Here is a 12905-nt window from a genome sequence, read left to right as displayed (position 1 = left end):
AATACATACCAGCAAGTTCTTGTTTATTTATCAAATTTTTGGATGTGAATGGTTTGTTTACTACTATCTGCTACTTGTAAACCGGTTAAATTTTCCCACCATTGTTTCATATCCTTTTCGTAAGTAGTAGGGAAGGTATCGGCGATTTCAATCAGTGTACGATTTTGAATTTTAGCCTGTGGATAATACAAAGCTAAATTGTGTTTTAATTCACTTAATAAACTGTAATACTGAAACATCAAAAAATTCATTTCCTCTGAGTCTTCTTCATATAAAACTTTAGGTGCACGATCAAGCATAAAACCGAAACTACGCATCATAAACATGACACCCTCTAAGTGTTTACCTTCAATTGTACTAACATCCTTTAAGATATCGATGTGGGTGTCTAACGCCAAGGTCATCTCTTTTTTCAGCTGCGCATAGGTAGGGACTATCATAAGCGCTTCCTCCTTTAATTATTATGAAAAAGTTTATGCCAAAAACTTTTTTTCTCTGTTTTTTCTTGAGGAGCTTGTGCGTGCTCAGCGGTAAATTTTTCTTGAATATCAATTGTGTCTTCATTGACTGCTTTATCAGAAATGACAAGCAGACCACTGTCCGTATCTTCTTTTAAATCAGTATCAACAACGGTAAATTTTAAGCTAGCTTTCATAACCATTTGGATGTAGCTGCTTTGTAGTGATTCATTGATGTTTCCATTGATCAAAACATTAGCATTAGGGTAATCTGTCAGATGTTTTTCTAAGATTTTTTTATTCTCTGTTTCTTTCATTTGTTGAATAGACATACGAACGTAAACACGTTCACGAAAAGTTCCTAAAAACCTTTTTTGTTCATCAGGATTTACAGAAGGGGTACCGTACATCCCTTTATCTAGATGTTTTTGCACTTCGTCTGTCATCGTAATCCTCCTTGATAAATCGTTAAATCTATTATAACACAGGCAGATTCTTTTTTTAAAATACTTCACAATTTCTTGAAATTGCGTATAATAAGGGATACTTTATAAAGTAGGTGACATTAATGAAGTTAAATCGTAACAAAAACTACATTTTAGCAAACAATACGAAATTGGAAACAATGCGTCTGCTTCTTCGACCAATGACGCTTTTAGACACAGAAGATATGTATGAATATAGCAGTGATCGACAGACCACCCAGTTTGTTTTTGAAACTCACCAAACATTGGCGGATACAAAAGAGGCAATTGCTGAATATTTTATGGTACATCCCTTGGGAAAATATGGGATCGAGTTAAAAGAAACTCAAAAATTGATTGGGACCATAGATCTTAGAGTCAATATGGAATCAGCGGTTGCGGAGTTAGGGTATGTGATCAATAAAAACTATTGGGGACGTGGCTATACTGCAGAAGCCTGTGATCGATTGCTTGTATTAGGGTTTGAGGAACTAGATCTAATCCGAATAAAAGCAAAATATGATCAAAGAAATATCAACTCTGGCCGTGTAATGGAGAAAACTGGCATGACCGTTGATAGCATCATCCCTGAGGCTAGAAGAAGTTCTGGACAATCAATCACTGAAGTGACAAAAAGCATTTCAAAGACACAATGGGAAAAGTTTCATTCGTAAAAGAAGGGTTCTATTTTGGGAAAATTAGCTGTAATTTCAGATTTACATGCAGATATTAATCATCTAGATGAAGAATTGTACTTTATAAGAGATTACCTGGAAAAGTTAAATGTTACTCATGTTCATTTTGCAGGAGATGTGGCCAATAAGGTAGAAAAGACTTTAGAGGTTGTCTATTTTTTTGATCAAAAAATAGACACGACTTTTCATTGGGGTAATCATGAAATGGCAGATATTGATAAGCAGACAAATTTTGAAGATTTTAATGACCCGCATTTTTTAAATTTTCAAAGTAAGAAACTATCAGATTCAACTGTTCTTTTGGGAGTTAACGGCTGGTATGATTATAGTTTTGTTCCGCGTGCCGAGGAAAAAGAATATCGGCGTAAAAAAAATCTTTATTGGTACGATCGTTTTATTGATCGAATAGGTTCAGATCCACAAATCACTGAATATATCTGTCGTCGGTTAAAAGAAACATTGCAGACTATCCCTGATACTAAAAAGGTCATTTTAAGTACTCACTTTGTGCCAAAAGAAGACTTCATTATACAACATAGCGAAAAATATGAACGTTGGAATCAGTTAAATGCATTTTTAGGTTCCAAGAAATTTGGGGCAGTATTGGATGAATTTACTAATGTTGAACAAGTTGTTTTTGGACATACACATCATCGCTTTACTAAACAAATGTTGCAACAAACGGTGTATCACTGTCGTCCATTTGGCTACTATTATGAGTGGTATTTAACGCGTTCGTTCATTTTAAAAAATCATTTAGCGGATACTTTTAACCCGCTTAAAGCTCGGACATTACTAAAACATTATACTAACGCTTTTGCTGAGTATAAAAAGCGTTATATTCTTAATGAGCTGCAAGAAGGAATGGTTTTACTTGATTATTAAAGAAAAAGCAGGAGGTATTTATGTTTACGCAAGAAAGTTTTAAAGTTTTTGATATTACGGGTTTAGACGAACGGATGGAAGCTATTCGCGAAAAAATTCAACCGATTTTTAAAGAACTAGATGAAAGGATAAAAAAAGAGCTAGAAAAAGAATTGAATGAGACATTATTTATCCATCTTGCGCAACATCGTAGAAGGAGTGTTTATCCCCCAGCGAATACATGGTCAGCCCTTAGCAATAATAAGCGGGGCTACAAAATGACCCCGCATTTCCAACTAGGCATTTGGCCAGAATATGTCTTTATGTATTTATCAATTATTGACCAACCGCCCAAAAAAGAACAAATGGCTGATCTGCTTTTACAAAATAGTTTATTGCTGACACAATTGCCAGTTGATACTGTCATGAATACTGATCATACGAAGGATAATTATGAATATATTGCACAAGCTAATGTTAAACAAGCTTTAGAACGTTTAAAAAACGTTAAAAAAGGTGAGTTTCAAGTAGGTAGAATCATTACTCGAGATAGTGAATTGTGGCAAGAACCGGAACAAGCATTAGAATATATGTTAGCGACTTACCGTTGTCTTGTCCCATGCTATCAACTGTTACAGTTTTAATAAAATACCAGCCCATGTGATTATGGACTGGTATTTTATTAAGTACTGAAAAATTTTTGGGGTAAGCGATGAATCAATAAAACGCTAAACCATCCCGAGCAGATAGACTTGATGATTTCAGGAAATAAAAAGCCTAAAAAGCCAGTAGCAAAAGCAGCCGACCAGGCCATATCGGCAATAAACTTCAGCCAAACTGTACCAAAACAAAGGGCCACAAGAAAGCCTATAAGGTTGGCGATAATTGTCCAAAAAAAGTTATACTTTCTATACTTCATTATGGTACCAATAATGAGCGAAGTAAAAATAAAGCCAATTAAATAGCCTCCTGTTGGTCCAAATAAGGCCGCTACACCACTGGCGCCACCGGCAAAAACAGGTAGACCAATCAATCCTAATAAAAAGTAGATTAAAACTGACCAAGTACCGACTCTTCTTCCTAATAAGGTAACGGATAAACCAATAATAAACGTTTGTAAACTCCAGGGGACGACGCCAACAGGGATAATAATCTGAGAAAAAATAGCAATAATACCGGCAAATGTAGCAGCCATTAGCTGCTGATGCAAAGTTAATTTCATTCGTTCACCTTTTTCGTAAACCTATTTTTTTATTGTTAGTTAACATAAAATATAGCATATTGTTAACCTTTTGTAAATAAAGTGTTTACGAAATTACAGTTGAAAGAAGAGACATCTTATTATGTTGCATATTGTAACCAATATATGCTGTTATGACCCCTTTTTTGCTCTTTTTTTCGATAAAGCTCGATTGATTTTTCCCACTCTCAGCGAGTTTGAGATACAAGAAATAGCCCAGACACTAACATAAATAATAATAAATATTAACCAAAATTCAATATCATGCATGATATCATCAGCCCATTCGTTGTAAAACATGATTCCGATAGCAAGAGATAGCGTACATATAAAGTGTATTATAAGTGCCGATAAAAAATTTAATTTTTCAATATCAAATAAGATAGCACTGATCCCGATAAGGGCACTCATGAATAAAGTAGCTAAAATACTCTCTCTAGTAGGTGTTATGCCTTGTCTATAGAGTAATATCATTAAGTAAAAAAATGAACCATAACCAATGCCAATACAGGCATATTGAAGTATTTTTTTCAAAGGAAAACCTCCTATTTAATCCCTAGATGTTGCATTAATGATTTGACATATTTTCGACTAACATCTGTCTTCATGTTTTGAGACAATGTAGCAGTCATATTACCCGAAAAGCTATCAGACAAAGAAAGCAGATGGTCCAGATTGATGTAGGCGTGTTTTGAGATTTGGATAAAGTTAATGTTATCTACTCGTTTAGCAAAATGAACCAAGGTTTCTGAAGTGGCAAAGATTCCATCAACAGTGTAAATCAAAAGGGTTGATTGCTGAATATCAGCTAAAATAATAGCTTCAGCTTTAAGCATAATAAGCTGATCGTTTGTTTTTACAGGCAGAATTTTAGCTGAAGATAGCTGGTTTTGATACTGTTCGATATAGGCTATGAGATCTTGTATATCAATGTTTTTACTATCAGCACGAACGATAACTTCAGGTTCTGCCACAGAAAATTGTGGGTCCATTTCAAAACGACATCTAACCAAATCTAAGCCTTCTTTCTTTAAAAATTATTCTCGAAATAATGTATGGTATTTTTTGTATTTTTTAAGCCATTGAGGCAATAAAGCGACTAACAGAGCTATACACATCATAAGTATAACTAAAATGTAAGTTTGTTGAAAGGTTAATAATTCAGTAATTTTTAAACGTACGCCCATAGCCTCTTCAAAAGTTTCACCTACAGTAGGGTTATTTTTGAAAACTTCCGATAATGTAGGAGCTAATAGTATTTGTCGATATAAAGAAGCAATGTAACTTCCTGGAGTTAATTTCATCAAAGCTTGCGCAAAATGAGGTAATGCACCAATAGGAACATACGTCCCTACTAAAAAACCTGCAGCCGTTCCTACGATGGAACTAAATTTTGCGAGGGTATCTACTGTTTTTATTTGTTGTATAATCGCAAGATTCAAGGTAGCTGATAATAGCGCACTAAAAAGCATTAAAAGGAAAACATTTATCAATTGTAACAAATGAATCACTGTATGATTTACATAGTAGAAATAAGTGAACATTACAATGAATAAGATAGCCTGCATAATCATACCAATTAAAGTAGCACTAAGTAAGTAGCTCAATTGTAGACGCCTAGCCCCTATATCAGTTAATGAAAGATCATAAAAAACCTTTGTTTCTCGATCTTTAACAACTTGAGTTAAACTTGTGAGTGTTGTGGTGATTGCTGTTACTGTTAGCGTACCACTAATCAACCAAGTATCCAATAACTGATTGCTTTGCGATAGTTGGGGCCAATCCGGTGTCATTGTTTCTTTTAAAAAGATCAGGTAAAGGATAAAAGAAATAAGCGCACCTAATACAGAAAAAAACACACCCGATTTATTACGGAAATATAAAAGCAAATTACGTTTTATCAAAGCCTTCATTTAACGCACCTCGTTTCCGGTTAAATTCATAAAAGCGTCATCTATAGTTCCTAATCGAAATTCAAAACTTTGAATATATGTCTGATATTTTGTCAGTAAATGGATTGCTTGTTGTGAACTTTCGGGTGAAAATGTAATTTTATTGGTTTCTTTACAAAAAGTAGAAACTTCTAATTCATCAAATGCTTGTAGGTCCTTTTGTGATTTTAGTTGAACAGATAATAAATTATTTGCGAACCGTTGTTTTATATTTTGGGCAGAACCTTGGGTAATTAATGTTCCGTGGTCGATGATAAAAATTTTGTCTGCCTCATCAACTTCATTTAAATAATGTGTGGTTAAGACGATCGTTAAATTTTGTTTAGTTTGTAAGTCTTTTAGTAAAGCCCAAATATTTGCGCGTGTTTGGATATCTAGTCCAGTTGTGGGCTCGTCTAAAAATAGGATCTCCGGTTCGTTTAATAATGCCCGGGCGATATCTACTCTACGTTTTTGTCCGCCAGATAAATTACCGTAAGTTTGCTTAGAAAAGCTAACTAAACCTAATTGGTCGATCAATTCTTTTACTCTTGTTTTGGCAATATTGTGATATTGTTCAGCACGAATTTGTAGATTTTCTTTTACAGTTAACATATCGTCTAAAACACTGGTTTGAAAAACTGCACCAATTTTAAGCTGATTTTGATAAGAAATTTTTCCGCTTGTAGGTTGTATCAAGCCAATTAATAGCTGCATTGTTGTTGATTTACCAGCGCCATTTGGTCCCAGAAGAGCTGTCAGACTTCCTTTCTCGATGCTTAGATTTAAATGGTTGATGGCTGTTTGAGCCTTGTATTTTTTAGTGAGTTTATCAGTGGTTAGAATCATATTTATCCCGCCTTTCAAATAAAACTTAGCAGAATAAATATTATTTGTCCGTTGTTTATAGATAAGTGGTTGTTTTTACTTGCCAAGCAGTAAAATACTGAGGACAAAATTAGGGAAAATATTGATGTTGGAAAAAAATAAATGCAAGTGACTAAAGAAGCATAAAAAAAGACCAAAACTCTAATAAGAGTTTCGGCCTTAAAGTTAAAATCTTATAGCAATTGGTTGTAGTATTCAACAACTAGTGCTTCGTCAACATCAGGGGTCAATTCTTCGCGTTCTGGTAAGCGAGTCAATGAACCTTCTAATTTTTCATCATCGAAGCTAACAAAAGCAGGTGTACCTACAACAGATTCAACAGCTTCTGTGATTGCAGACATTTCTTTTGATTTTTCGCGTACGCCGATGACTTGTCCCACTGCTACATGGTAAGAAGGGATGTCCACGCGTTTACCATCAACTGTAATATGTCCATGGTTAACTAACTGACGTGATTGACGACGTGTAGTCGCTAAACCTAAACGATAAACGACATTATCCAAACGTTGTTCAAGTAAGATCATGAAGTTAACACCATGTTTACCTTCTTTAATTTTACTTGCTTTAGTAAATAATGTACGGAATTGACGTTCAGTGAGTCCATACATACGACGTAGTTTTTGTTTTTCTCTTAATTGCAAGCCGTATTCAGAGCGGGCACCACGACTAGTAGGGCCGTGTTGACCTGGTGCGTATGGGCGACGAGCCAATTCTTTTCCAGTGCCTGATAGGGAAATACCTAAGCGACGGGAAACTTTCCAAGATGGTCCTGTATAACGAGACATTAAAAAATTCCTCCAATAATTGTTTTTGGAGTAAAATAATCCGATGAAATATTCATAATTCGTGTAGTGCGCTCTTCAATCTTCACCTTTGCAGCCGCGGCTACGCAATTGAACCTAAATTAGGCGACGAACTGGTGACGAATTATTATATCTCTGCTGCATTATTTTACACGAAAGGTATTATACCTTGTCATTGCGCATGCTGTCAAGAAACTTTGGCCAAACGATCTTAAGGGGTAAATAAAATAATATTAAACCTGAATGATTTATAAATTTTTCCCAGGATCATTCAATCCTTGGCATGTGCTTTTTTCTAAAGGTTGAGTTGCTTCACCTTCTGGGTGTACAAAAAGAACGCACTTCGTGTTATTGTAAAGTCAACGAAACATAACAATAAGGAGTGCGTTCTTATGTCTTTCACTTTACAACAAAATTCTCTTACATTCAATAAGCAAAAAGCCATCTTGATCGCCAATGACGGTGGCACCTTAACCAATGACGCGGGGCTCGTCTTACTTTCGGAGTTTCTAAATCAAATTCGTTTTGATTCCCTGTTAGCGCAATACGTTCATATTCCAGAGTATCGTGCCTTCGCCCAACATGAATGGCTGGATGTCGTAAAACAATGGCTATATCAATTGATCGCTGGTTATTCTCGAGACCGAGACGCCAATACCTTACAATATGATCGCCTTTTTAAGGAAGCATTGAAACAAGAACGCCTTAGTTCGCAATTTATGATGTCTACTTTGCTTCATACCTTGACAGAAGAAAATGTTAATCAACTATTACAAGTGGCGAAAAAACTTGGCGATTTAGGCATGGACCAGCAAAACAGCCAACAACTCGTGCTTGATCTGGATTCCACCTGTTGTCCCACTTACGGAAAGCAAGAAGCAGGGGAATATATTTACCACTATGGCCTCAATGGGTATCATTCATTTGTGGCATTTGAAGGTTTAACCGGATTGGCATTAGATGTTCGCCATCGTCATGGCAAATCTTATACCTCCACCCACGCCGAAGATTATCTCGTAGAAATGTTGGCGCATTACCAACAACGTTCGAGTGATCCCACAATGCTTGTACGCGGGGATAGTGGCTTTGCCAAACCGGAAATTTATAAACAATGTGAGTGTCGAGGCGCCCATTATGTGATTAACTAAAACTTGAAACCTACTTTTCGATACGTATCCCTTGGTATACTAAGCATCTTATGCACAAAATTAACTTCAACCTGCTTGCTTGAGCTGTTTTTGTATAGAGGAAGGTAGTTTTTCAAGGAACTGTTCGATAATGTTATTTAATACGGCTTCATCCAAAACATATTCATCCGCAAAAGCTTCTTGGAATAAAACGAGTAATTGCAGAATGGCTTCCGATACAGAAAGCTCGGAAAGCTCATCAATGAGAAGATAAAATAACTCGCCAAGCGTTCGGTCGTCTTTACTTTCACGTTCTTGCACCGCTAGGATCATATAACCGATAGCTACCAGTGTCGTATGCGCAAAGATCCCGTCATAAGAAATCCCTTGGTACTTGGCTAATTTTAAGTATTGTTTGCACATCTTGAAGTAGACTTCCACCGACCAGCGTCTAGCATAGAGCTGAATGATCTCGTCTTCGGTCAGATCGATATCGGTCGAAGCTAAGACCAAATAGTCGTTTCGTTTATTGCGATTGCGAATATATACCAACTTAATGGGAAGGATTTTCCCTTCTACGACAGCTTCTACTTGGACACTCAAAAGATAGCGAGAACGACCGCGGCGTTTCTTGTTTCGTTTGAAGATTTCTTTGACATCCATCTTTTGGCCTTGATAACGGTAGTAGATCTTTTGACTACGTTTAACCATCGCTACGCAGTGGCATTTCAGGTCACGGATCTGTTGGAACATTTTGGGACTGGAAAACCAAGTATCGAATAAGACATAATCCGCATGGATCCCTTGGTTCAAAGCCGATCGAAGCAGTTCCAGTGTCACTTCCGTACCTTTACGAAGCGCTTGAGCTTTACGTTTCCCCCTATTCGTGCGTTGATCCCCGATATCAAGATCAGATTGGAGCTTTCTTTTCCCGGAGAGCAACGAAAAAGCAACAGGGACAAAGCTATTGCCATCACTCCAGCCTAATTGTAAATAACGAAATCCTTTGAAATATTTTTTCTTGGCATGGTCGTATTGTAAAGCGGCACATTCCACTTTTTTCGCATTCAAGCGAGAATACATGGAGTCATCCACGATAAACGTGGTCTTTCGGGCATCATCCGTCAATGGACGTAGGAAAGTAATGACGGATTTAGCCACTAAGATCAGTAATTTTTGCCAATGAATGTGCGGATCATTCAAAACGTTGCGAAATGTTTTATCTGAAAATGATAGCTGTTCCTTTTGCTTTTGGTAAAACCGATAGGTAGAACCGTTGGTAAAGATCGAAGCTAATAGGAACGAAAAAATAACAGAAACGGAGAAACCCTTCCTGTGCACGGCATTCGATTTTTTAAGAGCAGAAGCTACATGGAACTGATGAAAAAAATCAGACACAGAGGTAGAAATTTTTTCTGAGTTTGGCGTTGTTTGTGTTATAATTGACATGGCATGAACACTCCTTGGTTAGTGGTTTTTCGTTGATTCTATTATACCAGGATTTGAGTGGTTCATGCTATTTTTGTATAAAAAAACGTTTATTTATCAAGGGATGAACTGTATTTTTGAACTTTCAAGTTTTAGTGATTAAATTGAAAAATAACGTACGGTTGATTCATTATGCGCAACATCTTGTCCAATATACCAACGGTACGGACTACACAAAGTCCGAACATCAATATTTTAAGATGGCTTATCAAGCAGATTCTTGGGACCGATCTCGAACAGTAGCCATCAAGGCTACTCGAAAAGCCGAAACTTTACTTTTTTCCGAATTTCAATTTGTGGTGACCGATTTCGCTCATCTTTCGCCCCAAACCATTTTTCAGCTCTATCAAAAACGAGGGAATATGGAAAACTTCATTAAAGAAATGAAGACCGGATTTTTCGCTGATAAAACGGACAGTCCTTCCTTTTTAGCGAATAAGGTTCGCTTAGCCCTAAGTTTTATCGCCTATAATATCATCCACTTGATGAAACAGCTGACTTTTCCGCAAGAGAAAAAGACGACGGTGATTGACACGATCCGTTTTCAACTATTTCATATTGCTGGAAAAGTCACAGAACACGCGCGTCAAGTGCAAATTCACTTATCAAGTACGAATGTTTACAACACGCTTTTTTGGGAAGTCCTTACACGAATTCAGCGATTGAATCTCTAGTTTACTTTTCCCCTTTTCCTCTTGATAAAAAAGGCTTGGCTTTCATTCTCTAGGAAGAATTTTATCTTTTTTTAGCGTCGTTCGATCATCCCTTTCTATTCTTTATTCAAAAGCGGCGATAAAAAGGGAAAATAACATAAAAGTCACCTCGTTGAACAGTCGAATGCGTTATCCACAAATTTTTATAAATCATTCAGGTTAAATGCTATTTTTTACAAGACTTTTATCTTATTTCAATACTAGATTAGTTCAGGAGCTTATGATTTGCTAGGAAAGGGCAGTCAATTTTCCGCTCAATCATAGGTGTTTTTTTATTTCTTAGCTGGAAATTTGTAAGCGATAAAAATAGAAATATAACGATATTAGAGTAAAACTGGGTAGAAACTTCTATAAGTAGGACGTTATTTTTCACGAAATCGCTTTACAAACCCATTTTGGCTCATTAGAATAAAAAGGATGGTTAACATTAATTAAATATTAAAGGTGGGAAAGTAATGAATCCGGTATCGGCATTATTTGAAAAAATAGATTCATCAATCATAAAAAAAGTGGATTTAATTGAAAGTAGTTATATCCGTTATGCTCTTCGCGCTATATTAGCATGTCTATTTCTAACCCTGGGAACAGCTGTTGCATTTGGCACAGCAATGCAGGCTGAAGAAGTTGCAGCAGGTTCGGGTAAGTTTATCTATGCGTTTATGTTTAGTTGGTCTTTAGTGATGATTTTATATATGAATGCAGAATTAGGGACTTCTAATATGCTTTATATGACAGTGGGGGTATATCGTAAAAAAATCAATTTAAAGATAGCCACTAAAATTTTATTTACTTGTATCTTATTTAATTTGATTGGCGGTATTTTATTTGGCTATTTAATTTCATTGACAGGAACTTTTCAAGACTTATCTGCGGATAATTATATGTTTACTTCACTTATAGCTAAGTTAGAAAAATCGACGGTACAAATCTTAGTAGAAGGAATTTTTGCTAATATTGTGGTAAATACAGCAGTTTTAGTTAGTTTAAGAATGAAAGATGATGCTGGCAAAGTTTTAGCTATTATTTTTATTATTTTTATCTTTGCCTTTTTAGGATATGAGCACGTTATTGCTAACTTTCCAGCATTTTCATTGGGATATTTTGCTTCAAACGGCGCTATGGGCGCAATGACTGTAACAAACCTTGTTCATAATATCGTCTTTGCTTTGCTGGGTAATTATATTGGCGGAGGTATAGTTATCGGCTTAGTTTACGCATGGTTAAACAATACAAAATCTGATTATGTGGATTAAATTGGGCAATAAAAATTAAGAACGTAAATATCAGGGTCATTGAAATTCATTGGAATTTGTGATTAAGTATTAAATGAATATAAATTTTAGCGAAAGAGAGCTTGACCTACAAGATGAGACGGAAATTATTTGCTTTTGATATTGATGGTACCTTATTGAATTCTGATAAACTTCCTTTGGCTAGTACTATTGAAGCTTTGCAGAAACTTAGAAAAGCAGGACACTTTGTGACATTAGCGACGGGTCGTACACGTTTTCTAGCACAAGAGTTAATTTATCAATTAGAATTTGATAATTATATTCTTTGTAACGGTTCAGCCGCTTTTTTAAAACACCATCAAGTTTATAAACGTTTACTACCCAAGATGGAAATGCAACGCTTTGTAAACGAAGCCAATGACTTAGGGGTTGATACGGTTTTTGTAGGAATTGACGCTTATAAGCGGAATACTACTTTTAATTTGGCGAACATAGAAGATGCGATGCATTCAGTAGGATCTAGCGCACCTGATTTAGATCCTAATTTTCCACAAAAAGAAGATATTTATCAAGGACTAGCGTTTTACGATACATCATTGGAACATTATTTTGATGAAAAATATCCTAATTTGTCTTTTGTACGTTGGCATGAAAATGGCGTAGATGTAATACCAAAAGGCGGTTCTAAAGCGGCAACGATTCTTGAAATCGCCCAACGATTAGGTATTGAACAAAAAGACATTGTTTCTTTTGGCGATGGTATGAATGATCGCGAGATGTTGCAAGCTTCGGGTTGTGGTGTTGCGATGGGAAATGCTTCTGATGAAGTGGCTTTATACGCTGATCGTATCACAGATGACAATGACCATGATGGTATTTGGCAAGCTTTAGACAAACTGGGCTTTTTAAATAATACAGTTAGAAAAAGAGCATAAATTAATTTTAGCCTTGTAAAACGGGAGTAAATTCCCATTTTACAAGGCTTTTTTATACTTAACGAAT

General features: G+C 35.9%; 14 protein-coding genes and 2 pseudogenes. 7 read left to right on the top strand and 9 right to left on the bottom strand.

Annotated elements, in window-relative coordinates; translation table 11 throughout:
- Window positions 1-23 precede the first annotated feature (23 nt).
- Together C7K42_RS11965 and C7K42_RS11960 are read right to left on the bottom strand one after the other, a co-directional pair.
- On the bottom strand, window positions 24-440 hold the full coding sequence (locus C7K42_RS11965; RefSeq protein WP_061840992.1) for a hypothetical protein: 417 nt from the start codon (window positions 438-440) through the stop codon (window positions 24-26).
- A gap of 14 nt (window positions 441-454) precedes the next feature.
- Window positions 455-904 carry a YueI family protein gene (locus tag C7K42_RS11960; RefSeq protein WP_014125581.1) on the bottom strand — a complete coding sequence of 150 codons (450 nt, stop codon included), beginning with the start codon at window positions 902-904 and terminating at the stop codon, window positions 455-457.
- Window positions 905-1026: 122 nt separating this feature from the next.
- On the opposite strand from C7K42_RS11960, the gene C7K42_RS11955 reads away from it, so the two are divergent.
- From C7K42_RS11955 to C7K42_RS11945, 3 genes are read left to right on the top strand one after another with little or no spacing between them, the layout of a single operon-like run.
- Complete coding sequence (locus tag C7K42_RS11955) at window positions 1027-1596, top strand: GNAT family N-acetyltransferase (protein ID WP_094243197.1); 570 nt, start codon at window positions 1027-1029, stop codon at window positions 1594-1596.
- Between the two features lie 15 nt (window positions 1597-1611).
- Window positions 1612-2502 (top strand): metallophosphoesterase, encoded by an 891-nt coding sequence (locus C7K42_RS11950; RefSeq protein ID WP_014125579.1) that lies wholly within the window; start codon window positions 1612-1614, stop codon window positions 2500-2502.
- Window positions 2503-2522: 20 nt separating this feature from the next.
- Complete coding sequence (locus C7K42_RS11945; protein WP_014125578.1) at window positions 2523-3125, top strand: DUF1054 domain-containing protein; 603 nt, start codon at window positions 2523-2525, stop codon at window positions 3123-3125.
- Between the two features lie 38 nt (window positions 3126-3163).
- On the opposite strand, the gene C7K42_RS11940 is transcribed toward C7K42_RS11945, so the two are convergent.
- The 6 genes from C7K42_RS11940 to rpsD all read right to left on the bottom strand — a co-directional run bounded on the left by C7K42_RS11940 (window position 3164) and on the right by rpsD (window position 7325).
- The gene (locus C7K42_RS11940) at window positions 3164-3703 is read right to left on the bottom strand and encodes a biotin transporter BioY (RefSeq protein WP_014125577.1); all 540 of its coding nucleotides are present in this window, start codon (window positions 3701-3703) and stop codon (window positions 3164-3166) included.
- A 150-nt stretch (window positions 3704-3853) separates the two neighbouring features.
- Entirely contained in the window at window positions 3854-4255 is a 402-nt protein-coding gene (locus C7K42_RS11935) for a DUF3021 domain-containing protein (RefSeq protein ID WP_014125576.1), read from the bottom strand.
- Window positions 4256-4266: 11 nt separating this feature from the next.
- On the bottom strand, window positions 4267-4734 hold the full coding sequence (locus tag C7K42_RS11930; RefSeq protein ID WP_082786922.1) for a LytTR family DNA-binding domain-containing protein: 468 nt from the start codon (window positions 4732-4734) through the stop codon (window positions 4267-4269).
- Between the two features lie 24 nt (window positions 4735-4758).
- Window positions 4759-5634 carry an ABC transporter permease gene (locus tag C7K42_RS11925; protein ID WP_061840995.1) on the bottom strand — a complete coding sequence of 292 codons (876 nt, stop codon included), beginning with the start codon at window positions 5632-5634 and terminating at the stop codon, window positions 4759-4761.
- Window positions 5635-6501, bottom strand: coding sequence for an ABC transporter ATP-binding protein (locus C7K42_RS11920; RefSeq protein ID WP_103091660.1), 867 nt, complete (start codon window positions 6499-6501; stop codon window positions 5635-5637).
- A 212-nt stretch (window positions 6502-6713) separates the two neighbouring features.
- Window positions 6714-7325, bottom strand: a complete 612-nt coding sequence (gene rpsD, locus C7K42_RS11915; protein ID WP_014125572.1) for a 30S ribosomal protein S4 — start codon at window positions 7323-7325, stop codon at window positions 6714-6716.
- 410 nt (window positions 7326-7735) lie between these two features.
- On the opposite strand from rpsD, the pseudogene C7K42_RS11910 reads away from it, so the two are divergent.
- Window positions 7736-8485 (top strand): annotated as a pseudogene (locus tag C7K42_RS11910) (transposase); the annotation flags it as partial.
- Between the two features lie 72 nt (window positions 8486-8557).
- On the opposite strand, the gene C7K42_RS11905 reads toward C7K42_RS11910, so the two are convergent.
- On the bottom strand, window positions 8558-9919 hold the full coding sequence (locus tag C7K42_RS11905; protein WP_123985509.1) for an IS4 family transposase: 1362 nt from the start codon (window positions 9917-9919) through the stop codon (window positions 8558-8560).
- Window positions 9920-10053: 134 nt separating this feature from the next.
- Between C7K42_RS11905 and C7K42_RS11900 the strand changes: the two are divergent.
- From C7K42_RS11900 to C7K42_RS11890, 3 genes and pseudogenes are all read left to right on the top strand, one after another.
- Window positions 10054-10632 (top strand): annotated as a pseudogene (locus C7K42_RS11900) (transposase); the annotation flags it as partial.
- Window positions 10633-11126: 494 nt separating this feature from the next.
- Entirely contained in the window at window positions 11127-11924 is a 798-nt protein-coding gene (locus tag C7K42_RS11895) for a formate/nitrite transporter family protein (protein WP_061840996.1), read from the top strand.
- Between the two features lie 113 nt (window positions 11925-12037).
- On the top strand, window positions 12038-12838 hold the full coding sequence (locus C7K42_RS11890; protein WP_069029256.1) for a Cof-type HAD-IIB family hydrolase: 801 nt from the start codon (window positions 12038-12040) through the stop codon (window positions 12836-12838).
- Window positions 12839-12905: the final 67 nt, after the last annotated feature.

The sequence above is a fragment of the Tetragenococcus halophilus subsp. halophilus DSM 20339 genome (assembly GCF_003841405.1).
In the GTDB taxonomy this organism is placed as follows: Bacteria; Bacillota; Bacilli; order Lactobacillales; family Enterococcaceae; genus Tetragenococcus; species Tetragenococcus halophilus.
This window is presented reverse-complemented; position numbering and strand designations above follow the sequence as displayed.

Bases quoted from the DNA above. Each gene is read 5' to 3' on its own strand.
- C7K42_RS11965 (WP_061840992.1), bottom strand. From the start codon at position 440: ATGATAGTCCCTACCTATGCGCAGCTGAAAAAAGAGATGACCTTGGCG.
- C7K42_RS11960 (WP_014125581.1), bottom strand. From the start codon at position 904: ATGACAGACGAAGTGCAAAAACATCTAGATAAAGGGATGTACGGTACC.
- C7K42_RS11955 (WP_094243197.1), top strand. From the start codon at position 1,027: ATGAAGTTAAATCGTAACAAAAACTACATTTTAGCAAACAATACGAAA.
- C7K42_RS11945 (WP_014125578.1), top strand. From the start codon at position 2,523: ATGTTTACGCAAGAAAGTTTTAAAGTTTTTGATATTACGGGTTTAGAC.
- C7K42_RS11940 (WP_014125577.1), bottom strand. From the start codon at position 3,703: ATGAAATTAACTTTGCATCAGCAGCTAATGGCTGCTACATTTGCCGGT.
- C7K42_RS11925 (WP_061840995.1), bottom strand. From the start codon at position 5,634: ATGAAGGCTTTGATAAAACGTAATTTGCTTTTATATTTCCGTAATAAA.
- C7K42_RS11920 (WP_103091660.1), bottom strand. From the start codon at position 6,501: ATGATTCTAACCACTGATAAACTCACTAAAAAATACAAGGCTCAAACA.
- rpsD (WP_014125572.1), bottom strand. From the start codon at position 7,325: ATGTCTCGTTATACAGGACCATCTTGGAAAGTTTCCCGTCGCTTAGGT.
- C7K42_RS11905 (WP_123985509.1), bottom strand. From the start codon at position 9,919: ATGTCAATTATAACACAAACAACGCCAAACTCAGAAAAAATTTCTACC.
- C7K42_RS11895 (WP_061840996.1), top strand. From the start codon at position 11,127: ATGAATCCGGTATCGGCATTATTTGAAAAAATAGATTCATCAATCATA.
- C7K42_RS11890 (WP_069029256.1), top strand. From the start codon at position 12,038: ATGAGACGGAAATTATTTGCTTTTGATATTGATGGTACCTTATTGAAT.